This is a genomic window from Actinomadura sp. 6N118 (assembly GCF_044326415.1).
Lineage (GTDB): Bacteria > Actinomycetota > Actinomycetes > Streptosporangiales > Streptosporangiaceae > Spirillospora.
The window spans coordinates 469753-492568 of the sequence record NZ_JBIRAZ010000003.1; the positions used below are offsets into that span (position 1 = coordinate 469753).

Here is a 22816-nt window from a genome sequence, read left to right on the forward strand (position 1 = left end):
GGGGCAAGGGCGTGAGGGCTGAGGGTGTGAGGGCTCAGCCGCCGGGGAGTGCGGCGGCCCGGTGGCGGGCGATGGCCAGCGCGGGGTAGCAGTCCTGCGGGAGCCCGTCGGCGGTGAGGAGGGCGGCGCGGAGCCGCCCTCCGACGGCCTTGGGGTCGTACGGCTGGACGACGCAGAGCTCGGCCTGCATCGCCTGGCGCGCGGCCGTCATCAGCGCGGGGACGTCCCCGACGATGACGATCTCACTCGGCACGTCCCCGTGCGCCAGCCGGACGGCCAGGGCGTGGAGATCTCCACCGCCCTCGTACCGGAACTCGCAGATCAGGCGGTCGCCGTCGAGCGGCCCCTCCTGGATCAGCCACACCTGGCTCGGCGTCACCCTGCCGAGGGCGCTCAGCCAGGCCGGCTCGGCGAGGTTGCGAACCCCGTCGGCGGCCTTGCCTGCGGCCCGGCGCCCCTCGACCGGGCCGATCGCCTCCAGCACCCGCAGGAAGGCGTAGGCCCCGGGCGTGCCGGCGGCCCGCAGGCTCATCATCAGGTCCGCCAGGGCGGCCCGCCGCCCCCGCACGTCGGGGGCGGCGGCCTCCAGGGCCCCGAGCTGGGCGGACGTCCACACCTCGGCCTGGAGCGCGCCCGGCAGCGCGGGCAGCTCGTCCGCCGCCCGGACGTACGCCTCGTACACCTCACGCAGTCCGGGCAACATCAGCCGGGGGCTCTTGGCAGTCACGCGCTCCAGGATACTGACCGGTAAGCAGCCTCAGCGGACCAGGCGGCCCTGCCTGTCTGCCTGTCTGCCGCTCAGCGGGCCAGGCGACGGTAGCGGCGGACGGACAGCGGCAGGAAGATCGCGATGATCACCAGCGGCCAGAGCACCGCCAGCAGGAGGCTGTGCTCGCCGGCCCAGGAGCCGGTGCTCGTCAGCCCCGGATTGCCGAACAGGTCCCGCGTCGCGGTGGCCGTGGCCGACATCGGGTTCCACTCCGCGATCACCCCGAGCCACTTCGGCATCGTGCTGGGCGCGATCAATGCGCTCGACAGGAAGCTGATCGGCCAGACCAGGATCTGCACCGCCATGATCGACTCCGGCCCCTTGGCGACCAGTCCCAGGAAGGCCCCCATCCAGAGCAGGGAGAAGCGGAGCAGGAGCAACAGCCCGACCGCGGCTGCCGCCTTGCCGACACCCTCGTGCCACTGCCAGCCGATGAGCAGCCCGCAGCCCACCATCACCACCAGCGAGACCACCGAGTTGATCATGTCGGCGGTACAGCGGCCGACGACCACCGCCGACGACGCCATCGGCATGGAACGGAACCGGTCGGTGACGCCCTTGGCCGCGTCGTTCGCGATCGCGGCGAACGTCGCCTCCACGCCGAAGACCATGGTCATGGCGAACATGCCGGGCATGATGAACTCCCGGTAGTTCCCGCCGCCCGGCACGTTCATCTGCCCGCCGAACAGATAGCCCATGATCAGGACCATCATCACCGGGAACAGCAGCCCGATGAGCAGCTCGTCCAGCCGCCGGGCCCAGTGTGCGAACGCCCGCATGGTGATCGTCCAGGCGTCGGTGAGCGCCCACCGGAAGCGCCCGGCGATGCCGCGCGGGGGCTCGGGAATGGCGAGTGTCATGCCGGTACCTCCAGTTCGTCCTTGGTGAGGTGCAGGAAGACCTCGTCGAGCGTGGGCCGCCGCAGCCCGATGTCCTCGACCGCGATCCCCGCGTCGGCCAGCGCCTGGACGGTCTTCGTGAGCGCGGCGACCCGATCGGTGACGGGCGCGTCGATGCGCCGGGTGTCGGCGTGCACGTCGGCACCCCGTCCGCCCACCCGGCCGATGATCTCGGCGGCGGCGGGCAGATCGGCGGGGTCGCGCACGACGACGTCGAGCCGGTCGCCGCCGAGCCGGGACTTCAGCTCGCCCGGGGTGCCGGACGCGATGATCCGCCCGTGGTCGACGACCGAGATGTCACCGGCGAGCTGGTCGGCCTCCTCCAGGTACTGGGTGGTGAGCAGCACGGTCGTGCCGCCGGCGACCAGCGCGCGGACGGCGTCCCACACCTCGATCCGGCTGCGCGGGTCGAGGCCCGTCGTGGGCTCGTCCAGGAAGAGCACCGGCGGCGCCAGGATCATGCTCGCCGCCAGGTCGAGCCGGCGCCGCATGCCGCCGGAGTACGTGCCGGCCGGCTTGGCCGCGGCGTCGGTGAGCCGGAACCGCTCCAGCAGCTCGTCGGCCCGCCGCCGCGCCGTGCGCGTGTCGAGGTGGTAGAGCCGCCCGAACATCACGAGGTTCTGCCGCCCGCCGAGCACCTCGTCCACCGCGGCGTGCTGGCCGACCAGCCCAATGCGCGACCGCACGTTCGCCGACGCCCGCACGACATCGTGACCCGCGACCTCGGCACGCCCGGAGTCGGGCCGGGTCAGCGTCGTGAGAATGCGGACGAGCGTGGTCTTGCCTGCGCCGTTCGGGCCGAGCACGCCGTGCACGGTCCCGGCCGGCACGGTGATGTCGACCCCGTCGAGAGCCTGGGTGTCGCCGTATCTCTTCCGCAACCCCTCGGCCACGACCGCGAACTCTGCAGAGCCCATCTCTCCTCCAACTCTGTACGTCGTACAAAGTAATATAGCGTACGCCGTACAAAGTTTCATCTGCGAGAGGATGTGGGCCATGGAGTACAGCGGCACCGGAGATCCGAAGCGCAGCCTGGAGTTGCTTTGGGGTGTGCAGGAGCGTCCCCGGCGCGGCCCGAAACCCAAGCTGACCGTGGACCGGATCATCACCGCCGCGATCGAGCTGGCCGACGCCGCTGACCTGGAGGCCCTGTCGATGCGGCGCATCGCCGAGGAACTGGGCGTCGCCACCATGTCCCTCTACACGTACGTGCCGTCCAAGGCCGAGCTGATCGACGTGATGATGGACCGCGCCCTCGGTGAGCTCGTCCCGCCCGACGACGTGCCCGGCGGCTGGCGGCCCAAGCTGGCGCACATCGCCCGCCAGAACTGGGACCTCTACCACCGCCACCCGTGGCTCTTGCAGATCTCCACCAGCCGCCCGCCGATGGGCCCCAATCTGATCGGCAAGTACGAGTACGAGCTCCGCGTCGTGGACGGCCTCGGCCTGACCGACGTGGAGATGGACTCGGTGATCTCCCTGGTCACCGGCCACGCCCAGAGCTCAGCGCGAGGATCCGTGAACGCCGCCCAAGCCGAACGCCGCACCGGCATGACCGACGAAGAGTGGTGGGAGGCGACCGGCCCGGTACTCGAGGAGGTCCTGGAACCCGACGCCTACCCCCTGGGCTCCCGCGTCGGCACCGCCGCCTCCCAGGCCTATGGCGGCGCCGTAGGCCCCGAGCACGCCTTCGAGTTCGGCCTAGACCGAATCCTCGACGGCATATCCGCCCTGATAACCACCCGCAGTCAAACCCAAGCCCCGTCCAACTAGGTTCAGCGGCGGGGGTTGAGGCGGCGGGTGGGTGGGGCCTGGGTTGGATCCTCCGGCCACGGGTGGCGGGGGTAGCGCCCGCGGAGCTCGGCACGGACGGCCTTGTAGCCCTCCTTCCAGAACGAGGCCAGATCGGCGGTGACCGCGGCAGGGCGGCCGGCCGGCGACAGGAGGTGCACGAGCAGGGGCACCCGGCCGCCGGCCAGGGCGGGGGCGGCGGTCCAGCCGAAGAGCTCCTGGAGTTTGACGGCCAGGACCGGGCGTTCACCCGAGTAGTCGACGCGGACCCGGGAGCCGGACGGCACCTCGATCCGTTCGGGCGCCATCTCGTCCAGCCGCGCAGCGCACTCCCAGGGCAGCAGACGTCGCAGCGCCGCCGTGACGTCGATCTTGGCGAGGTCGGCGCGGCGGCGGGCGCCGGCGGGCATCCAGTCCAGGGCGTGGTCGAGCAGCGCCGTGTCGTCCACTGCGGGCCACGGATCGCCGAGTGCGCGGTGGCAGAACGCGAGTCGTTCGCGCAGAGCCGTTGCGGCGGGCGTCCACGTGAGGAGGGAGAGCCCGGCTTCGCGCAGGCCTTGGGCGAGAGCCTTGCGGAGGAGGCCCGGATCGGGGGTGGTCAGGGGGCGGGCGCTCAGCTCGATCGCGCCGAGCCGTTCGACCCGGCGGGCGATCACGTCGCCGTCCCGCCAGGCGATCTCGTCCGCCATGTGCAGCAGGGATGCCGCGGCGAGCCGCGCGACGTCCTCGTCGATCACGACCGCCTGGCGGACGCGCGCGGACGGCGCCCCGGCCGGACGGTCGGCGACGGCGATCGCGAGCCATGTCGCGCGGGCCGAGGCGAGCGCCGAGCCGTCGGACAGCAGGGCCGCGCCGGTGCCCGACGCCATGAGGTAAGCCCCGCCGGGGCGCGCCCGGGCCACCCGTTCGGGGAACGCCAGGGCGACGACCGTCCCGGCGGCCACGTCGTCGGTGGGGCGGGAAATGGGAGCTGAGTCTGCCGGGAGGGCCTGTTCCAGGCGGCGGACCTCGTCCCGCCAGCGGGCGGCGTCCGGACCGTCGCGGCGGAGCGAGCGCCAGGTCGCGGTGAGGTCGTCGCCCACGCTGCGGGGTGGTTCGGAGAGCAGCGCCACGATCTCTGCGGCGGTCCGGCGGCCGACCTGCTGCGCGCCGTCCAGCAGAGCGCGGGCGAGCCGGGGATGGACCCCGGCGCGCGCCAGCCGCCGGCCGCGTTCGGTGGCCCGGCCGCCCTCGACGGCGCCGATCGCGGTCAGGGTCGAGCGTGCGGCCTGCAGCGCCGCCTCAGGCGGCGGATCCAGCAAGGCCAGGTTGCGGGCGTCGGGATCTCCCCAGCAGGCGATCTGCAGGGCGAACGAGGCGAGGTCGGCCAGCTCGATCTCGGGCCGGGGCCGTCCGGGAAGCCGCTCGTGTTCGGCCTCGCTCCAGCACCGGTAGACCGCGCCGGGAGCCTCACGGCCCGCCCGCCCGGCGCGCTGCTCCGCCGCGGCACGTGACGCGCGGACCGTGGTCAGCGCACCCAGACCGCGGGCGTGGTCGGTACGGGGCTCGCGTGCCAGCCCGGAGTCGACGACGACCCGCACACCCGGCACGGTGAGGCTCGATTCGGCGACCGAGGTCGCGAGCACGACCCGTCGCCGCTCCCCGGGCGCGAGCACCGCGTCCTGCACTGCGGGCGGTGCCTGGCCGTGGACCTGGAGCACGTCGGCCGGGGTGCCCGACAACATCCCGGCGACCCTGGCGATCTCTCCCACTCCGGGGAGGAAGCAGAGCACGTCGCCGTCGCGTTCGGCCAGCGCACGGCGCACCAAGGCCGCGACATGCGCGAGCAGGGCGGGATCGACCCGCATCCCGTGCGGGGGCGGCAACGGCCGTTCCGGCGGCGCCCACACGACCTCGACCGGATGGAGCGCCGCCTCGGTCTCGACGACGGGCGCCGGGCCGTCGTCTCCGCCGAGGAGACGTGACCACGGCGCGGTGTCGGCGGTCGCGGAGGCCGCCACGAGGTGCAGGTCCGGGCGGAGCGCGGCACGGACGTCGAGCAGGAACGCGAGCGTGGTGTCGGCGTCGAGGTGCCGTTCATGACACTCGTCCAGGATGACCGCGGACACGTCCGCGAGCTCGGGGTCGTGCTGGAGCCGCTGGAGCAGGACACCGGTCGTCACCACCTGCACCCGCGAGCCGTGCCGGTGCTCGCCGCGGACCGTGAAGCCGACCCGTTCCCCGACCCGCTCCCCCAGCAGCCAGGCCATCCGGCGGGCCGCCGCCCGCGCCGCCAGCCGGCGCGGCTCGACGACGATCACCTGGTCGCCGTCGCGCGGCGCGTCCATGCTGCTCGACATGTCGAGCAGCCCGGCCAGGGCCAGGGGGACGAGCGTCGTCTTGCCCGTCCCCGGCGGCGCCGCCAGCACGGCCACGCCCCGGCCGGACAGCGCCGAGCGGAGGGCGGGGACGGCATGGCGGACGGGCAGCTCGGAAAGGGCCTCCCGGCGGACGGTGCGCATCGGCCCAGTCTCCCGCATCAGACAAATGCCACGGAACCGAAAGTGGTCCCGGACCTTGCGGTGATAGTTGCATCGCGCATTTCTATAATGGCCTGATCTGCAATAATACTCACCCTTTCCGTTTCCTTTCCGCTCGACTTTCCTAACCCGGGTAGCCCTTCCTGCCAATGACCGGGTATGCCTCTTAACCAGGGACGTAGCCGCAGGTGCCATGGAGGTTCGGGATGATCGGCAGCTCTATCTATCTCAGAGACAGGACGGCGTTCACCGGCGGATCGCCGCAAGCCGTCTACGAAGATCTCTGGCAGCGTGGCCGCAAAGGAAGACTGCGGACCCGCGCAATTCTGGCCGGCGCCACACTGATACTCTGCGGGCTGCTGGTCAACGGCGTTGTGGGCCTTGCGATGGCACTGCTGGTGGCGGCCGCCGATGCCTTCTTCCATTGGCGCGGCTACAACGCCTCCCGCGTCTGGCGCCTGGGGCTGCGCGGCGACCAGCGGATGAACCGGCTGCTGCGCTACACGCTCGAACACCGCGGCCACCGGGTACTGCACGCCCGCACCGTGCCCGGCTACGGCACCGTCGACCAGTTGCTCGTGGGCCCCGGCGGGGTGTGGCTGATCCACAACGAGGCCTGGCACCCCGAGGCCGAGATCACCCAGCACGGCGGCAAGGTCTTCATCGACGGCCGTACGCAGTCGGAGCTGGTCAAGCGGCTCAACGGCGCCGCGGCGAGCGCCTCCCGCACGCTGTCGGACCGGACGGGCCTGCGCGTGTCGGTGACGCCGCTGCTCGCAGTGCACGGCGGACGGCTGACCCGGCCCCCGTTCACGGCCGACGGCATCGTGTTCGCCCCGCCGCTGAGGTTGCTGCGCTGGGCCAAGCGGAACCCGGACGCCGACTTCTCGGCCTCCGAGGTGGAGCTCATCGCCCAGGCCGCGGTCCACACACTGCCCATCGGCGGCCGGACCATGTCGCCCGCGGCCTGATCCGGGGAACGGGCCGGCGCGGGCCGTTCCGGATCAGCTCGTTCCGGCGGGCGCGGAGCCGGCGCCCGCCGGACGGGTCCGGCGCAGCCAGTAGAGGCCGACGACCGGCAGGACGAGCGGGATGAAGGCATAACCGCGGCCGAAGCCGGACCAGACCGTGGCGTCGGGAAAGGCGTCGGCGTCGGCCAGGCTCAGCGTGCCGACGATCAGCACGCCGGCCAGCTCGATCGACAGCGCGGCGAACGCGACGCGCCGGGACGTACGGCCGCCGAGCCCGAGCGCCACGGTGGCCAGGATGTAGATGAGCGCGGCGGCGGCCGACAGCGTGTAGGCCAGCGGCGCCTCGGAGAACTTGGTCGCGATCTGCACCCCCGCCCGCGCCCCCGCCGCCAGCGCGAAGATCGCGTAGACGGCCACCAGCAACCGCCCCGGCCCACTTCGAGTGGCAGCCCCTGGGTCTTGCGCGTCAGACATTGCCGGTCCAGATCTGGTCCATACGGGCGATCATCGCGGCCACCGACAGGCAGGCGGCGACGATGACGGCGGGGCCCCAGCGGGAGCGCTCCAGCACGCCCCACCCCGCGCCCGCGGCCGGGATGAGCAGGATGCCCAGCATGTAGCCGATGAACGTGGCCGAGTCCCGCGGCCCCTCGTCATCGGCGAGCTTCAGGAAACCCAGCACGGCCTGGAGCACGAGCAGCACCTCGACGACGCCGAGCGCGATGAGGTGGCCCCAGTCCATCGCCCGGTCACGCAGGGTCGCCACCAGGCTGTAGGCGGCCCCGAGCAACGAGACCACGATGATCGTGGTGGCCAGCCAGTTCGTCACGGGGAGAGAGTACTACGCCCTGTAGAGCTCGCTGGAACCCCGATAGTTCCGGCGCCGATCGGGCACGACGTGGGACCATGAGGCCCGTGGACACGCTCGAATGGCTCAACGTGACCCGGCACGGAGAAAGCACCGGCAACCTGGCCTACCGGGCGGTGCAGGGCACCGATGCGGAAGAGCTGGGGCTTCGCGACCGCGACGCCGACATCCCCCTGACGGACGCCGGGAGAGAGCAGGCGGTCCTCCTGGGCCGCTGGCTGGCCGGCCTCCCCGAGGACGAACGGCCCACGGTGGCGGTCGTCTCCCCCTACCTCCGCACGCTCGACACGGCCCGCATCGCCCTCGCACAGGCCCCGTACGAGATTCCCTGCGAAGCCGACGAGCGCCTCCGCGACCGCGAGCAGGGCGTCCTGGAAGGGCTGACCCCACGCGGCATAGGCCTGCGGTTCCCCGAGGAGGCCCTGCGGATGCGGCGCCTCGGCAAGTTCTACTACCGGGCGCCGGGCGGCGAGTCGTGGGCCGACCTGGCGCTGCGGCTCCGCAGCTTCTACCGCGATCTCGGCCAGGACCAGCCCGGCGGGCGCCCCTTGGTCGTGGCGCACGACGCGATCGTCGTCATGACCCGGTACCTGGTGGAACGGCTGTCCGAGCAGCAGATCATGGAGATCGAGAAGGAGCCCGTCGCCAACTGCTCGCTCACCCGCTGGCGGGACGAGGGCGGCCGGCTGCGCCGCGACTCGTACAACGCCTGCGACCATCTCGTCCCGGTCGACGCGCCCAGCTCCTAGAAGCCGCCCGGTACGCGACGTAGTTCACCCTATGAACACGTGAATGATCTGCACTGTTTTCGCCTAGTTCGCCTACAGTTTAGGAGGCGTACCCCCGCGTCAAGATCCCCCACTCCAGAGGAGCATCATGACCGTGTTTTCGGGTCTCGTCCGCCGCGTCGCCGCCGAGGCGGAGCGCCAGCTGCGCGAGGGCGCAAGCCTAAGCGCCGGCCTCCTCGCCAGGCTCGGCCAGGACACCCGGGAACGAACGGCCGAGCTGGCGCGGCTCCGAGCATACGGTGAACGCATCCGGCTCCTGGAGGAGACCCTCACGAGACAGGACGCCGAGCTGCGCGGCCTGCGCACCGAGCTCGACTCCCTCGTCGTCCAGCTGAACGACCGGCTGCTGCCGCGCATCGACGAGCGGATGGACGACGCCGAGCGCGATCTCACGGTGGTCGCGACCACGCTCGTGCGCGCCGGCAGGGACACCGCCGGCCACAGCACCCGCCTGGAGCACGTCGAGCAACGGGTCGCCGACCTGCGCAGCCGGCTGGCTCGGATGGAGCAGCGAAACGGCCTGTGGCGCGAGCTCCAGGGCAACATGGCCAGGCTGGGCGACGACGTGGACGCCCTGCGCACCCGGGTCGGCGGCCGCGCGAACGAGCCCATGACCGCCGCCGGTCACGAGCCGGTCGCCGACTCCATGGGCGAGCGCATCCTCTGATCGCGCCCGGTGGAAGATGGGGGCATGACATCACCTTCCAGCGCAGAGACTTTCGGTGACCCGGCCGCGGAGCGAGTGATCGTGGTGGCGGGGTCCGGCGGGCCGGCGGGACATGCCGTCGTACGCGCGCTGGCCGCGAGCGGGGCACGGGTCGTCGCCGCCGACCGCGTACCGCAGGAGTGGGACGACGAACGGATCTCGCCGGTCGTCGTGGACCTCCTCGACGCCGAGGGGACCCGGGCCTGGGCGGGCGCCGTCGCCGCCGAGCACGGCCGGGTGGACGGCCTGGTCCACCTGGTGGGCGGCTGGCGCGGCGGCACGCCCTTCGCCGAGACCGACCTGGCCGACTGGGCGTTCCTCCACGATCTGCTCGTCCGCACCCTGCAGCACACCACGCTCGCCTTCCACGAGCACCTGTCACGCAGCCCGGACGGCCGGGTCGCGATCGTGTCGCAGCACGCCGCGCAGCACCCCGCCCAGGACATGGCCGCCTACTCCACCGCCAAAGCCGCGGCCGAGGCGTGGATCCTGGCGCAGGCCGACGCGTTCACCGGAACCGCGGCCGCGACCATCCTGGTGGTCAAGGCCCTGCTGACGGATGGGATGCTGAAGGAGAATCCGGACGCCTCCTTCCCCGGCTTCACCCACGTCGACGACCTGGCGCAGGCCATCGCGGACCTCTGGAACCGGCCCGCCGATCAGCTGAACGGAAGACGCCTTGACCTCTCCCACTCCTGAATCCGCTCCCATTCCTGAACCCGCCCAACCGGCCATCCGCACGTTCGCCAGTGACAATCGCGCGGGGATTCACCCCGAGGTCCTGGCCGCCATCGCCGCCGCCAATGAAGGCCACCAGACCGCCTACGGCGACGACGTGGTGACCGCCCGGCTGCGCGAGGTGTTCAAGCGGCATTTCGGTGAACGCACCGAGTCGTTCCCCATGTTCAACGGGACGGGCGCCAACGTGGTCGGGCTGCAGGCGATGTCGGACCGCTGGAGCGCGGTGATCTGCGCCGACTCCGCCCACATCAACACCGACGAGGGCGGCGCGCCGGAGAAGGTGGCGGGGCTCAAGCTGATCCCGGTGCCGGCTCCCGACGGCAAGCTGACGCCGGAGCTGGTCGACCGGTACGCGACGGGCTTCGGCGATCCCCAGCACGCTCAGCCCAAGGTCGTGTCCATCACCCAGAGCACCGAGCTCGGCACTGTCTACACGGTGGAGGAGATCGCCGCCGTGTCCGCCGCGGCGCACGAGCGTGGCCTGTTCGTGCACATGGACGGTGCCCGCATCTCGAACGCGGCCGCGGCGCTCGGCGTGCCGATGCGGGCCATCACGACCGCCGCGGGGGTGGACGTGCTCTCGTTCGGCGGCACCAAGAACGGGCTCATGCTCGGCGAGGCGATCGTCGTCCTGAACCCCGACGCCGTGCGCGGCACGCTCTACCTGCGCAAGGCGGGGATGCAGCTGGCGTCCAAGATGCGGTTCGTGTCGGCCCAGCTCGTCGCGCTTCTCGACGGCGACCTGTGGCTGCGCAACGCCTCGCAGGCAAACGCCATGGCCCGGGTGCTGGAGGCCGCCGTCCGTGATCTGCCGGGAGTACGGATCGTACGGCCGGCCGAGGCGAACGCGGTGTTCGCGATCCTGCCCAAGGACGTGACCGCGCGCCTGCAGAAACGTTTCCCCTTCTACACCTGGGACGCGCGAACGGGCGAGGTTCGCTGGGTCTGCTCGTTCGACACCACTGAGGGCGACGTCAAGGCCTTCGCAGCCGCCCTCGCCGAAGAGCTGGCCGCCTGACCCTGACCGAACACTTGCTTGGTCGCCCGGCTATCGTGGGTGTCGAACTGGATTCGGTTACAGGAGGCAAGCCTGATGGCCAACCGCACCTTCGTCGTCGGCGTGGGCATGACCAAGTTCGAAAAGCCGGGCTCCCGCGACTGGGAATACCCCGACATGGCCAAGGAGGCCGTCGGCAAGGCCCTGGAGGACGCGGGCGTCGCCTACGACCAGATCGAGCAGGCCTACGCCGGTTCGATGTACGGCGCGATGGGCCAGCGCGCCCTGTACGAGACGGGCATGACGGGCATCCCGGTGATGACCGTCGCCAACGCGTGCGCCACCGGTTCGAGCGCCCTCTTCCTCGCCCGGCAGTCGGTGCGCGGCGGGCTGGCCGACTGCGTGCTCGCCCTCGGCATGGAGAAGATGCAGAAGGGCTCGCTCGGCGCGGGCGTCGGCAAGTCGAAGGTGACCATCATCGACCACCACCTCAACTCGATGGTGGCGGGCCGCCCGTGGGAGATGGACAAGGCCCCGATGCCGCAGATGTTCGGCAACGCCGGGCGCGAGCACATGGAGAAGTACGGCTCGTCCGCTGAGCACTACGCCTGGATCGGCTGGAAGAACCACAAGCACTCGGTCAACAACCCGTACGCCCAGTTCCAGGACGAGTACTCCCTCGACGACGTCATGAACGCTCCGATGATCTTCGAGCCGCTGACCAAGCTGCAGTGCTCCCCCACCTCCGACGGCGCGGCGGCCGCGATCGTGGTGAGCGAGCGGTTCGTGGACGAGAACGACCTGTGGGACCAGGCGGTCGAGATCGCCGGCCACCACATCGCCTCCGACACCGCCGACAGCTTCGCCGACCACTCCTCGATCCAGGTGGTCGGGTTCGGATGCTCGCAGCGCGCCGCGAGCAAGGCGATGGACGAGGCGGGGATCGGGATCGACGACGTCGACGTCATCGAGCTCCACGACTGCTTCAGCGCCAACGAGCTGATCACGTACGAGGCGCTGGGCATGGCCTCCGTCGGCGAGGGCCACAAGCTGGTCGACGACCAGGCCACCACGTACGGCGGCAAGTGGGTCGTCAACCCGTCCGGCGGGCTCATCTCCAAGGGCCATCCGCTCGGCGCGACCGGCATCGCGCAGTGCGCCGAGCTGACCTGGCAGCTGCGCGGCAAGGCCGACAAACGCCAGGTGGCCGACGCCAAGGTCGCCCTCCAGCACAACATCGGCCTCGGCAGCGCATGCGCCGTCGCCGTCTACACCAAGCCCACCAGCTGACCCCGCGCCCCATCGCCCACCGCCGGCCCGCCGGTCACCGAACTTGTTCGACGACCGGTGGTCGGCCTCCAGCCTCCAGGTGATGACGTGTGACCGCCCTTAAGAGCTCGGAGTCATCGCGGCAATGGTGCGGTGAAGGTGAACTGGCCTGAGGGGACTGAGTAGACGGCGTAGCCGTTCTCGAGACGCAGGAAGGCGCCCCGAGGCGGTGTCGGTCCGGGCGGCCACTGGTGGGGACGCGGACCTCGCCTGTGGTTCCCGCCGGAACGGTGATCTTCAGTAAGTTTCTTGCGAGGACCCACGACCGGACCCCGTCCGCCCTCGCAGAGCCGACCGCCTAGCCGACTCGGCTGTTGGAAATGGGCTTGTTGCCGATCAAAGGAAGGCGGCGGTGGTGCCGCCGAGCGGCAGCGGGTCCAGGCCGAGCTTGCGGTGGTCCCAGGAGCGGACGCGTTCGACGTCGACCCTTACGGCGACCCGCTTCTTCAGCATCAGTTCGACCAGTGGTCGCACTTCTTCGCTGTAGGGGCCGTTATAGCGCTCCCAGATGTTGACGCCGACCGCCCAGAGCGCGTCGGGGTCGTCAACGATCGTGGCGTCGCCGTCCAGAGCGACGCCGCGCAACGCGTCGTAGGTGTGGCCGCCTTCGACCATGACGGTCACTCGGGGGTCGCGGCGCAGGTTAGCGGCCTTCTGTGACTTGGCCTTGGTCTCGAACCACACCACGCCGTCGATCACGGCGTACCACATGGCGACCAGATGCGGTCGGCCAGAGGAGTTGATCGTGGCCAGCGTCGCCACCCGTTGCTGTTCCAACAGGCGCGTGACCTCCTCGTCGGACATGACGATCTCGCGGCGCTGGTTCACGCCCATGGCTCTCCCTCGGACTCCTCGGACTGGACGCGGGGGCGACGGCAGGTGCAGCGTGATCTGCCATCTTGTCCCCGAGTTGGGCTGCGTCCAAAATGAGACTATGTCTCATAGTGAAGCGGACGGTCTTGCGAACCGCAAGAGGCGCGCGACCACCGCCCGGATCGCGGCCTCAGCCGCCAGGCTCGCTGCCGCGCAGGGGCTCACCGGCACCACCGTGGACCAGATCGCCGCCGACGCCGAGGTCGGGCGCGCCACGTTCTTCCGCTACTACCAGGCGAAGGAGAACGCCGTCGCCGACGGCATCGCCGGCCCGTGGCTGGAGGTCATCACGGCGACCATCGCTCGCCAGCCGGCGCGCATGGGCCCGATGGAGGCGATCATTGCCGCGTTCACCGAACTGGTCGACGCGCTTCCGGTCCACTATGACCAGATCCGCGAACTCGCCGAGCTCACCCGTACCTCGACGACCCTGACGGCCTGGACGCTGCGCACCTACCACCGATACGAGCGGGCCATCGCCGCCCTTGCCGCGGAACGCATCCCGGACCCGGCCGAGGACGATCCGCGGCCCCGCATGATCGCCGCCCTCACCATGGGCGCGGTCCGCATCGCCCTCGACGACTGGATCCGTCAAGGCGGGTCCTTGTCCGACCTCATCCACCGGAACCTGCGTTCGGTGTCCATCGGACCCCCGGAGCGCGCACACGGCCCTTGACCACCGCGGCCTGGCGGCACACCGCCGACGATCAAGACATGAGACAGATATTGACTTTCGTCTCACGATCTCTACGCTGATAAGTGATGGATTACTGGAGGTGTGATGCCTGCTCCCGCCGCCCGCCCGGCCGCCTCGACCACCACCGCGGTCGCTACCGCGCCGATCGGGCCGGGCTCGCTCCTCTGGCGGTACGCCAGCGATCTGCGCTCGCTGATGCCCGGCGCGGCCGCCGGTCTGATGCAGCTCATGCATCCGGGGATCGGTGCCGGTGTCGCCGAGCACTCGGCGTTCTTCGACGCGCCGTTCGACCGCATCTACCGTTCGGTGCCGCAGATCTGGGCGACGATCCTCGCTCCGGACGCCGGGACGCGCGGCCTCGGCATCCGGGACCTGCACCGCGGCATCGGCGGTACGGACGAGCAGGCGCGCCTCTACCACGCGCTGGAGCCGGAGACGTTCTGGTGGGCGCACGCCACGTTCACCTGGGAAATCTTCAAGGCGGCAGAGCTCTTCCATCCGGAACGGCTGACCGCCGAGGACCACGAGCTTCTCTACGCCGAAACCGTCACTTGGTATGCGCGGTATGGGGTCAGCATGCGCCCAGTACCTGCTGACTACGCGGCGTTCCAGTCGAAGTTCTGGCGCATCTGCGCCAAGGATCTGGAGCTAACGCCAGCGGCCGCCCGCGCATTGGACATCGCCAAGCACGGCTCCGACACCGTCTCTCTGGTGCCCGCACGCGGCGCCGTACTCGACAGGGCGAGCAAGCTCGTCGCGGAGAAGCCGATGCGGCTGGTCACGTTCGGCTGCATGCCCTCCATCGTGCGCGAACGCTTCGACATCCCGTGGAGTGCCACCGACCAGGTCCGCTTCGCCGCGATCGCCTTGGCCAACCGGCAGGGGTACCGGATGATGCCCACGCGTCTCAACCACTGGACGCTCCGCAGCACCCTTCGCTACATCGGATCGCAGACCCGCGAGCACCGCTACCGGCCCGCTGCCTGACGAGCTTCCGGCTCGCGGCCTGACGGGATTCTGGCCCGCTGCCTGACGGGCTTCCGGCTCGCGGCTGAACTCGACCCGATGTTCCCGACGTACAGCATCAGTAGAGGTGTCTTCAGACTGGCCGTCCGCTCCATTTGCACCGTCCACATACAGTGAACGCACTGCTGAGGGCGGCTGTGGACGGGGTCATGATCCCGCCGACTCCGCCCAACGTTCGTCTGGGATGAATCACCCGGTCGCATAACCTTCAACCGAAAAGCCGACAAATAAGGTGTGGAGACTATCGCCGCCGGCGCTGAACGCGCGGCGCTCGCCGGGCTTCCGATGCCCAGCGGAGACGCCGCCGCCCCTGCCCTCCGCCGGACCCTCCGTTCTGCATTCCGCCGAACGTACCGGTCCCCCTTCGCCCTAACCACGATCCTGGTAACCGCGACCATCGCCGTGATGGTGACGCTGAACGGCACCGCTCCCCTCGTCTCGGTCGCTATGGCGTTCCGTAACATCCATTGGGAGTTCGTGCCTGTCCTGGCGTTCCTGTCGGTGCTGCACTACGTGCTCGCCGCAGTGACGTTGCGCGGCGCCGCCGGGCATCGCCTGCCGCTGTACACGACAACGCTGGCCCAGTTCACCGCCGCGGCCGCCAACCGGATCACACCGGGCGGCCTGGGCGCCGTGGCCGTCAACACGCGCTATCTCGTCTGCCGCGGCATCCCGCTGTCGCGCGCCGCCGTCGCGGTCGCGGTCATGCAGGTCGTCGGCATTCCGGCCGACCTGCTGCTGATGGGTGCCGTGCTGGGCATCGACGGAGGCGACGGGCGGGTGCTGGGCGCGATGGGCGCCCACGCGGCCCATGTCGTCGGGATGTTGCCGCCGTGGCCGGTGTTCGCCGCGATCGGGGTCGTCCTGCCCGTCGCGCTGCTCTTGAGCCGGCGAGTCGCGCGTTCAGCCGCTGTTGGACGAACGCTGGGCGGGCTCACTGACCTGTGCCGTCGTCCTGGCGACCTGGCCGTGACCGTCGGAGCCTCAGCGGCGACCACGTTCGTCATGGGATTGGCCTTCGCCCTCAGTGTGCTGGCCGTGCCCGGAGCGGCCGGGCCAGGCGACACCGTCGCGCTGGTGGCCGCCTACCTTGTGGGAGCCGCCGCGAGCGCCGCTCTGCCGGCCCCGGGAGGCGTGGGCTCCACCGAAGCCGCATTGGTCGCGGCGCTGGCCGCCCTTGGCATCGCCGCCGGACCCGCCCTGCAAGCGGTCCTGCTCTTTCGCGCCATCACGTTCTGGGCGCCGGTCCCCATTGGCCTCATCACATGCCGCACCTTGCGCAGCGACCAGGTCAGTCCTGCGCCAGCCGTTCCAGGAGGTCCTGGAACTCGGGTGTGATCTTCACGCTCAGCGAGTCCTCGCCCGGCTCGACCGCGCCGGCCAGCAGGAGCGGCGTGTCCTCCTGCCACCAGTAGACGTTCGGGCTGACGGAACGCGGTCCCTCCTGATAGCCCGACCAGGCGATCTTGATCAGCAGGTCCATGGCGTTGAGGACGTCCATGCCACGGATCGGCGCGGCATGGATGACGCCCTGGACGGGCACCGTGACCAGCACGCCTTCGGGGCCGGTGACCGGATAGTCGCCCACCCACACCGCGTGCGCGGTCACGTAGGCGGTCTCCCCGTGCAGGGTGGAGAGCCGCACTCCGTCGAAGAGCTCCGACTCGATCTCCAGCGGGCCGTCCAGCCGCACGTTGTCGTACGCGGCACGGAACGCCTCGTCCGTCGACACCGGCCAAGCCGAGGCCATGTCGGCACGGACGAGCATGAGCGAGGTCGGCCGGTCGATCACCAGGATCTCGATGAGGCCGGGGGCGACCAGGCGCCGCACGATCTCTCCTGGCCCCACCTGGAAGTCGTCCGCGTACAACCGGGTCCGGAGCAGCGGCCGGATGAGCCCGTAGTCCTCCAGGTCGAGCGCGTCCTCCTCGTCGACCTCGGTGGTCGCGATCAGGCTGCTCACGAAGTCGCTGACGATCGCCGACCATTCCCCCTGTGGCTCCCGCGCGACCCACTGGCGCAGATTGGTCAGCCACATCTGCAGCGGGCCGCCGCGGCCCTCCCGCGAGATCTCGACCTGGTCGTCGTTGAGGACCCTGCACTCGTACCCGTGGTGCTCGACCACGGTGACAAGCAGGGCCAGGAGCGGATCTCCGGCAATGGATCGATCCAACCGATCGCCGGGTTCCGCCCCCAATATGGCCCCGGCCTCCAACGCGTCGGGCGCACCTTCGAACGCCCCCACCACGTCGGCCGAAGGCGGCCCTCCAAATCCGCCACCCGGACCCCCGCCTCCGCCGAACGGTTCGGGTGGGAGTGTCGCGTCGAACGGGGTGGCCTGGGCGTCCGGCGGTGGTGCACCGGTGGGTGGTGACGCGGTGGGTGGTGACGCGGCGTTCGGAGGTGGAGCGGCATCGGCGTCAGGCCGGCGCTTCCGGAACCACTTCATGGAGGACCCCTCGACGGAAAGTTCGTCGTGACGGCCCAGCCTAGGGGTGAACCCGGACAAAGCCCGCACCTTTACATTGTAGATCACTTAGAGCCGGAAGACGTTCCGGGCGTTGCCGGACAGGAAGGCCTCGCGGGCGGCGTCGTCCAAGCCGAGATCGTCCAGCCCGCGCAAAGCCCGGTCCGGCGTGATCATCGGGTAGTTGGTGCCGAACATGACCTTGTGGTGGCGGTCCTCGGTCATGTACCGGACCAGCTCAGGCGGGTAGCGCTTCACCGTGTACGCGGACGTGTCGATGTAGACGTTCCGGTGCTTACGGCAGACCGCGACCATCTCCTCGGTCCACGGGTAGCCGATGTGGCCCCCGACGATGACCAGCTCGGGGAAGTCAAGCGCGACCTGGTCGATGTACGGGATGGGTCGCCCGGTCTCGCTTGGACGGAGCGGACCGGTGTGCCCGACCTGCGTACAGAACGGGATGTCCAGCTCGACGCACTCCGCGTACAGCGGGTAGTAACGCCGGTCGGTCGGCGGCAGCTCCCACAGCCACGGAACGACCCGCAGCCCCTTGAAGCCGAGCTCGTTCACGCAGCGGCGCAGCTCCCGTACGGCCTCCATCGGCTTGCGCAGGTCGACGGACGCGACCCCTGCAAGCCGTTCCGGCGCGGAGGCGACGAACGAGGCGACCTCGTCGTTGCTCACCAGGTCGCCCTCCGGCCCGTACCACGCGCTGATCAGGCCGATGTCCACTCCCCCGCCGTCCATCGCGGCGACCGTCACCTCGACCGGCACCTCCTCGGCGGGCGGCTTCTGGCCAGTCCACCGCCACAGCGAGTCGAGCATCTCGTGTTGCAGGAACCGGACCGTCCCATGCTGCATCCACGCGTCAACGATCATCGTTGCTCCCTTTCCAGTGAACGCCAGGCCGCCCGCCCCAGCCGCGCGATCTGGTCGTCCCCGGGGGCGGGGATCTCTCCGTTCAGCCACAGGCGGCACAGTTCCTGCGCAGGGCCTAGCCACAACACGAACGCGGTCCCCAGGTCCAACTCAGGCAGTGCACCGTGATGAACGTGGGTGCGCCACCAAGCGAGGACCTCACCGAAGAAAGCACGATTGTGTTCGGCCAACTCGCCCCGGCCCGGCCGACGTTCGGTGAAGAGAAAACGTGCCCGGTCGGGGTGCTCCATGCACCAGCGGATGTGGAACGCGACCACCGCTGCCACACCAGCGCGGGGATCCTCATGCCGGCGCAGCTCCGCGATGAAGGCGGATTGGTAGAGCGCGATGCACTCGACGAAGAGCGCCTCGACCACCTCTTCCTTGCCTGCGAAGTGGTGATAGAAGCTTCCAACGCTCACGCCGCTGGCCTGCCGGAGACGGCTCAGCGTCGTCCCCGCCACCCCGTCCCGCCCGAACAGCTCGAGCGCCGCGCGCAGCACCTTGTCCCGGCCGATCTCAGTCACAGAACATTATTCTGTGCCACCAGAATATTGTTCTGCAAGCCCGCAGGAGTTATCCACAGTTTGCGTGACCCCTACCGCCCGGCCCTGGGCCAGGGGCAGCATCAGCGGCATGAACGACCTGACCTGGCGGCGCGCCGACGGCGGACTCATCCTGCCGGACGGGATGCCATCCGCGATCTCCCTGTCGGCTCGTGCCGAATTGATGAGTCGTCTGCTGCCGCCACAGATGGTCATCGGCAGACGTACGGCCGCGTGGATCTGGGGGCTCGACGTCTTACCGCCCGGCACAAGCCAGGCGGGCTGGAAGGTCGAGTTACTCGTGCCGCCGGGCTCGGAGATCGATCATCCCGGCTGCGAGTCGTTCGAGACGAGACTGCGGCCGGAGCACGTCACCGTGGAGTCGGGTGTCCGTGTGACGACACCGGCGCGCACGGCGCTCGACTGCGCCCGCTGGCTTCCCCGGCGCGAGGCGGTCGCGGCGCTCGACCAGTTCTTACGTGACGGCGTCGATCCTGCATCACTGGCAGAGATGGCGGTGCCGTCCGGCTATCGGCGCTCGAAACGGCTGAGCGCCGCACTCGACGCCGCCGACCGTGGCGCGGCGTCCCCCGGCGAGAGCTGGACACGGGTCATCGTCATCGACGCCGGCTTCCCGCGCCCTCGCACGCAGATCCCCGTGATGGGCCCGCACGGCGCATGGGTCTACGTCGACCTCGGATATGAGGATCTCCGGGTCGGGCTGGAATACGACGGCGAGCGCCACCACTCCGGCGCCGCCGCCGCCCGTGACCATGACGAACGTCGCCGCCACTGGTTGCGGGACGAGATGGGCTGGGAGATCATCCCCGTCTCCCGCGACTTCCTGGGCCGCCCTGCCGCCTACCTCGAGGCCCTGTTGACCGCGATGCTCAAGCGCAGCTGGAGCCCGTCCGGCGAGACCATGGACACCATCGCGACCCGCCTGTTCCGTCTGAGTCGTCCCATCGGGAGGCACGTACGCTGATCACATGCTGCTGGAGCATCGCGGCCGCCGTCCGGTCGTCCCGGAGTCGGCGTACGTGGCCCCGTCCGCCACCCTCTGCGGCGCCGTCGTCCTCGGCGACAACGCCCGTGTCCTGCACGGCGCGGTGCTCACTGCCGAGAACGGCGAGATCCGCACGGGCGCCGACGTGGTCGTCATGGAGAACGCACTCGTGCGCGGTCGCGCCAAGAACCCGGCACTCCTCGGCGATTCCGTCCTCATCGGCCCGCACGCGCACGTCAACGGCGCGACCATCGAGGACGAGGTCTTCGTGGCGACCGGCGTCTCGATCTTCCCCGGCGCCGTCGCGGGTGCCCGGTCGGAGTTGCGGATCAACAGCGTCCTGCACGTCAACTCCCGCCTAGCCCCAGAGTCGGTCGTCCCCATCGGCTGGATCGCCGCGGGCGACCCGGCCCAGCTCTTCTCCCCCGACCGCCACGAAGAACTATGGGCGGTCCAGCGCGACCTCGATTTCCCGGGCACCGTCTACGGAGTCCCCCGAGGCACGCCGATGCGCGACATCATGTCCCGCCAAGCAGCCTTCTACGGCACCCACAAAACCGATCGCCCTCTCGACTGACGTCAGGTCGGCGGCAACCGGACAGTGGATGACCCTTGACAGTGGCATATCGTTTTTCGTTAATATCGACTATCGATAGTATCGACAAACGATAAGGACGGGACCATGCGACTCCCCCCGATCGCCCACCTCACCCGATGGAGCCGTGCCGACGGCGCAGTGCTGGAAGGCCTGCTCGGCCTGGCGTTCGTCGTCCAAGCCGTCTTCGGCCTGATCGGCCCGTTGCTCGCCGTGGCCGGACTGCTCGACCCGGCCACCAGCCGCAGCGTGTCCCTCAGTGGAACCACGGCGGCCGACATCGCGGCCGCCGACGGGATCAAGCTCTCCACCTCCGACCAGGCGCAGCTGACCATCGCCCACCCCGACGTCTACCAGCGGGCACTGCTCGAACTCCCGACACTCATCGGCGCCGCCATGATCATGCTCGGGATCTCCTTGCTGTTCCTGCTCACCCGCACGCTGCGCCAGGGCGATCCGTTCGCGTCCGGCAACCCGCGCCGCCTCCACGGGATAGCGCTGTTGATCCTCGTGGGCGGCGTGTTCGGCAACTGGCTGGAAGCGATCACCAGCAGCATGCTTGTCTCTGGGACGTCCCTCCAGGACCGGATCCCGACCTCGTTCCAGATCTCACCCGTACCTGTGATGGCCGCCCTCCTCGTCGCCGCTCTGGCCGAAGCGTTCCGGCTCGGCACCCGGCTGCGCGAGGACACCGAGGGGCTGGTCTGATGCCGCCGGACGACGCCCACCGCATCCAGGTCAACCTGGCCCGCCTGCTGGCCGAGCGCGACATGACGCTCACCGAACTGGCCGAACGCGTCGGCGTGACAGTGGTGAACCTGTCGATCCTCAAGAACGGCCGCGCCAAGGCCATCCGCTTCTCCACCCTCACCGCCCTTTGCCAAGCCCTGGAATGCCAGCCCGGCGACCTCCTGAGCCTGGACAACGACGGCTGAACACGCCATCCGCGACCGCCAAAGCGAGCCGGTGCGGTCGGCGGGGCGGGTTAGGCGGGGGCTTGTTCGGGGGTCGGCTTGGAGGCTGGGGGACGGAGGCCGGGGGTCAAGGCCAGGGTCACCGCTAGCGAGAGAGCTGCCATCAGGGCGATCGCGGTCGCGGGCGAGGTTTGCTGGGCTACGGTCCCGGCCAGGACGGCGCCTATGCCTTGCATGGCGATCATGCCGGAGTTGTCCAGGCCCAGGGCTTGGCCGTGCATGTCGTCCGGGGTGAGGGCCATGAGGCGTTCCTGGATGAGGAGGCTGGCGGAGAAGCCGATCGAGGCGAGGACCACGGCGGCGGTCGCGAGCGGCAGGGGCGGGTGCAGGGCGAAGACCAGGTAGGGGGCACCGAGGAGTAGGAGAAGGTAGGGGCCCAGGCGCACCCGCCATTTCCGGGAGACGAAGCGGCCGGTCATCACGTCGCCGATGAGCATGCCTACCGCGGCCACCGAGAGAAGGAGTCCCGCGTTGTGAGGGGCGTACGGGATGAAGAGGGCCTCGCAGCCGACGATCAGGCCGTTCGGCAGCCAGTTGGCCAAGTAGACGTACCGGCGCGGAACGGAGGACCAGAGGAGCACGTTCGTCCGCCACGTCTGCGCGATCGATGGGCGCCCGGCGGCGCGGGGCGGGCGGGAGGTGAGGCCGAAGCCGGCGAACGCGGCGGCGAGGAGGTGGAGCGCCGCACCCGCGAGCAGGGTTCCCCGTGGGGACAGGAACGCCACGAGGACACCGCCCGTAGCGAAACCGCAGATCTGCATGATTCCGACGGACATGTTGAGGGCTGAGCGTCCAAGCAGATAGCCGTCCTCGGGGAGGACCTCGCTGAGCAGGCCGTAGCGCACCCCGCCCCCGACTGACCCGATCACTCCCTGGGCCAAGACGATCGCGAACAACGCCCAAACGGGCATTCCAGGGATCGCGAGGGCGGCCGTGCTCAGGCATGAGACCAGCGCCAGGCCCGTCATGGCCGCACGCGGAGGCAGCCGGTCGGCCGCTGAGAGGAGCATGGCCGCGCCCACGACTTGGGCGAAGGAGGAGCCGAACATACTGAGTGCTGATAGGAGGGGCGAGCCCGTCGCGGCGTAGACGAGGGTGCCCAGGGCCAGCCCGGTGACCGTCATGGCGGCGATCTGGACGGACACCGTCGTGAAGAGCGGCGTGAACTCCGGCGTGCGGAAGAGTTCGCGATAGCTGCGCATGGTCCCGAGTCTGACGATCTTCACGGCGGGAGCGTTATTGTTTCGCGCCGAGGCGAAACAAACGGGCTGGTGGCAGGTCAGCGCCGACACGCTGGCGGGCAGCCCCGGGGATGTGCTTGTGCAAGCCCAGGCAGA

At 70.2% G+C, this 22816-nt stretch carries 25 protein-coding genes; 14 read left to right on the forward strand and 11 right to left on the reverse strand.

Annotation, left to right across the window (positions count from 1 at the left end):
* Window positions 1–34: 34 nt before the first annotated feature.
* From ACH34W_RS09935 to ACH34W_RS09945, 3 genes are all read right to left on the reverse strand, one after another.
* Entirely contained in the window at window positions 35–727 is a 693-nt protein-coding gene (locus tag ACH34W_RS09935; RefSeq protein ID WP_395960468.1) for a hypothetical protein, read from the reverse strand.
* Between the two features lie 71 nt (window positions 728–798).
* Entirely contained in the window at window positions 799–1629 is an 831-nt protein-coding gene (locus tag ACH34W_RS09940) for an ABC transporter permease (protein ID WP_395960469.1), read from the reverse strand.
* The gene (locus ACH34W_RS09945; protein WP_395960470.1) at window positions 1626–2585 is read right to left on the reverse strand and encodes an ATP-binding cassette domain-containing protein; all 960 of its coding nucleotides are present in this window, start codon (window positions 2583–2585) and stop codon (window positions 1626–1628) included. Before ACH34W_RS09945 ends, ACH34W_RS09940 begins: the two co-directional genes overlap by 4 nt.
* Before the next feature lie 79 nt (window positions 2586–2664).
* On the opposite strand from ACH34W_RS09945, the gene ACH34W_RS09950 reads away from it, so the two are divergent.
* Window positions 2665–3441, forward strand: coding sequence for a TetR/AcrR family transcriptional regulator (locus ACH34W_RS09950; protein WP_395960471.1), 777 nt, complete (start codon window positions 2665–2667; stop codon window positions 3439–3441).
* Window positions 3442–3443: 2 nt separating this feature from the next.
* On the opposite strand, the gene hrpB is transcribed toward ACH34W_RS09950, so the two are convergent.
* Window positions 3444–5960 carry an ATP-dependent helicase HrpB gene (hrpB, locus tag ACH34W_RS09955; RefSeq protein WP_395960472.1) on the reverse strand — a complete coding sequence of 839 codons (2517 nt, stop codon included), beginning with the start codon at window positions 5958–5960 and terminating at the stop codon, window positions 3444–3446.
* Between the two features lie 224 nt (window positions 5961–6184).
* On the opposite strand from hrpB, the gene ACH34W_RS09960 reads away from it, so the two are divergent.
* Window positions 6185–6949, forward strand: a complete 765-nt coding sequence (locus tag ACH34W_RS09960; protein ID WP_395960473.1) for a nuclease-related domain-containing protein — start codon at window positions 6185–6187, stop codon at window positions 6947–6949.
* A gap of 33 nt (window positions 6950–6982) precedes the next feature.
* On the opposite strand, the gene ACH34W_RS09965 is transcribed toward ACH34W_RS09960, so the two are convergent.
* Both ACH34W_RS09965 and ACH34W_RS09970 read right to left on the reverse strand, forming a co-directional pair.
* Window positions 6983–7423, reverse strand: coding sequence for a hypothetical protein (locus ACH34W_RS09965; protein WP_395960474.1), 441 nt, complete (start codon window positions 7421–7423; stop codon window positions 6983–6985).
* The gene (locus tag ACH34W_RS09970; protein ID WP_395960475.1) at window positions 7416–7778 is read right to left on the reverse strand and encodes a hypothetical protein; all 363 of its coding nucleotides are present in this window, start codon (window positions 7776–7778) and stop codon (window positions 7416–7418) included. The genes ACH34W_RS09965 and ACH34W_RS09970 overlap by 8 nt, the downstream gene beginning before the upstream one ends.
* 77 nt (window positions 7779–7855) lie before the next feature.
* Between ACH34W_RS09970 and ACH34W_RS09975 the strand changes: the two genes are divergently transcribed.
* From ACH34W_RS09975 to ACH34W_RS09995, 5 genes are all read left to right on the forward strand, one after another.
* The gene (locus tag ACH34W_RS09975; RefSeq protein WP_395960476.1) at window positions 7856–8566 is read left to right on the forward strand and encodes a histidine phosphatase family protein; all 711 of its coding nucleotides are present in this window, start codon (window positions 7856–7858) and stop codon (window positions 8564–8566) included.
* Window positions 8567–8693: 127 nt separating this feature from the next.
* Window positions 8694–9272: a hypothetical protein gene (locus ACH34W_RS09980; protein WP_395960477.1), complete on the forward strand. Its 579-nt coding sequence runs from the start codon at window positions 8694–8696 to the stop codon at window positions 9270–9272.
* Window positions 9273–9296: 24 nt separating this feature from the next.
* Window positions 9297–10010 (forward strand): SDR family NAD(P)-dependent oxidoreductase, encoded by a 714-nt coding sequence (locus tag ACH34W_RS09985; protein WP_395960478.1) that lies wholly within the window; start codon window positions 9297–9299, stop codon window positions 10008–10010.
* Window positions 9991–11070 carry a threonine aldolase family protein gene (locus tag ACH34W_RS09990; RefSeq protein WP_395960479.1) on the forward strand — a complete coding sequence of 360 codons (1080 nt, stop codon included), beginning with the start codon at window positions 9991–9993 and terminating at the stop codon, window positions 11068–11070. Before ACH34W_RS09985 ends, ACH34W_RS09990 begins: the two co-directional genes overlap by 20 nt.
* A gap of 75 nt (window positions 11071–11145) precedes the next feature.
* Window positions 11146–12339, forward strand: a complete 1194-nt coding sequence (locus tag ACH34W_RS09995; protein WP_395960480.1) for a thiolase C-terminal domain-containing protein — start codon at window positions 11146–11148, stop codon at window positions 12337–12339.
* Between the two features lie 375 nt (window positions 12340–12714).
* Here the strand turns inward: ACH34W_RS09995 and ACH34W_RS10000 are convergent, their stop codons facing one another.
* The gene (locus tag ACH34W_RS10000; protein ID WP_395960481.1) at window positions 12715–13212 is read right to left on the reverse strand and encodes a pyridoxamine 5'-phosphate oxidase family protein; all 498 of its coding nucleotides are present in this window, start codon (window positions 13210–13212) and stop codon (window positions 12715–12717) included.
* A 100-nt stretch (window positions 13213–13312) separates the two neighbouring features.
* Here ACH34W_RS10000 and ACH34W_RS10005 point away from each other — a divergent pair, with 100 nt between their 5' ends.
* From ACH34W_RS10005 to ACH34W_RS10015, 3 genes are all read left to right on the forward strand, one after another.
* On the forward strand, window positions 13313–13927 hold the full coding sequence (locus ACH34W_RS10005; protein WP_395960482.1) for a TetR family transcriptional regulator: 615 nt from the start codon (window positions 13313–13315) through the stop codon (window positions 13925–13927).
* Between the two features lie 105 nt (window positions 13928–14032).
* Complete coding sequence (locus ACH34W_RS10010) at window positions 14033–14935, forward strand: oxygenase MpaB family protein (protein ID WP_395960483.1); 903 nt, start codon at window positions 14033–14035, stop codon at window positions 14933–14935.
* Window positions 14936–15208: 273 nt separating this feature from the next.
* Entirely contained in the window at window positions 15209–16312 is a 1104-nt protein-coding gene (locus tag ACH34W_RS10015) for a YbhN family protein (RefSeq protein WP_395960484.1), read from the forward strand.
* On the opposite strand, the gene ACH34W_RS10020 is transcribed toward ACH34W_RS10015, so the two are convergent.
* The 3 genes from ACH34W_RS10020 to ACH34W_RS10030 all read right to left on the reverse strand — a co-directional run bounded on the left by ACH34W_RS10020 (window position 16266) and on the right by ACH34W_RS10030 (window position 18886).
* On the reverse strand, window positions 16266–17423 hold the full coding sequence (locus tag ACH34W_RS10020) for a hypothetical protein (protein WP_395960485.1): 1158 nt from the start codon (window positions 17421–17423) through the stop codon (window positions 16266–16268). The two genes, ACH34W_RS10015 and ACH34W_RS10020, sit on opposite strands and share 47 nt — an antisense overlap.
* Window positions 17424–17510: 87 nt before the next feature.
* On the reverse strand, window positions 17511–18320 hold the full coding sequence (locus ACH34W_RS10025) for an amidohydrolase family protein (RefSeq protein WP_395960486.1): 810 nt from the start codon (window positions 18318–18320) through the stop codon (window positions 17511–17513).
* On the reverse strand, window positions 18317–18886 hold the full coding sequence (locus ACH34W_RS10030; protein ID WP_395960487.1) for a TetR/AcrR family transcriptional regulator: 570 nt from the start codon (window positions 18884–18886) through the stop codon (window positions 18317–18319). The genes ACH34W_RS10025 and ACH34W_RS10030 overlap by 4 nt, the downstream gene beginning before the upstream one ends.
* A 109-nt stretch (window positions 18887–18995) precedes the next feature.
* Between ACH34W_RS10030 and ACH34W_RS10035 the strand changes: the two genes are divergently transcribed.
* The 4 genes from ACH34W_RS10035 (at window position 18996) to ACH34W_RS10050 (ending at window position 21440) form a co-directional block, all read left to right on the forward strand.
* Window positions 18996–19889: a type IV toxin-antitoxin system AbiEi family antitoxin gene (locus tag ACH34W_RS10035; RefSeq protein ID WP_395960488.1), complete on the forward strand. Its 894-nt coding sequence runs from the start codon at window positions 18996–18998 to the stop codon at window positions 19887–19889.
* A 4-nt stretch (window positions 19890–19893) separates the two neighbouring features.
* On the forward strand, window positions 19894–20487 hold the full coding sequence (locus ACH34W_RS10040; protein WP_395960489.1) for a gamma carbonic anhydrase family protein: 594 nt from the start codon (window positions 19894–19896) through the stop codon (window positions 20485–20487).
* A 105-nt stretch (window positions 20488–20592) separates the two neighbouring features.
* Window positions 20593–21213: a DUF2975 domain-containing protein gene (locus ACH34W_RS10045; RefSeq protein ID WP_395960490.1), complete on the forward strand. Its 621-nt coding sequence runs from the start codon at window positions 20593–20595 to the stop codon at window positions 21211–21213.
* Window positions 21213–21440: a helix-turn-helix domain-containing protein gene (locus ACH34W_RS10050; protein WP_395960492.1), complete on the forward strand. Its 228-nt coding sequence runs from the start codon at window positions 21213–21215 to the stop codon at window positions 21438–21440. Before ACH34W_RS10045 ends, ACH34W_RS10050 begins: the two co-directional genes overlap by 1 nt.
* Window positions 21441–21490: 50 nt before the next feature.
* On the opposite strand, the gene ACH34W_RS10055 is transcribed toward ACH34W_RS10050, so the two are convergent.
* A complete protein-coding gene (locus ACH34W_RS10055) occupies window positions 21491–22705 on the reverse strand; it encodes an MFS transporter (protein WP_395960493.1) in 1215 nt (404 codons plus the stop codon).
* Window positions 22706–22816 lie beyond the last annotated feature (111 nt).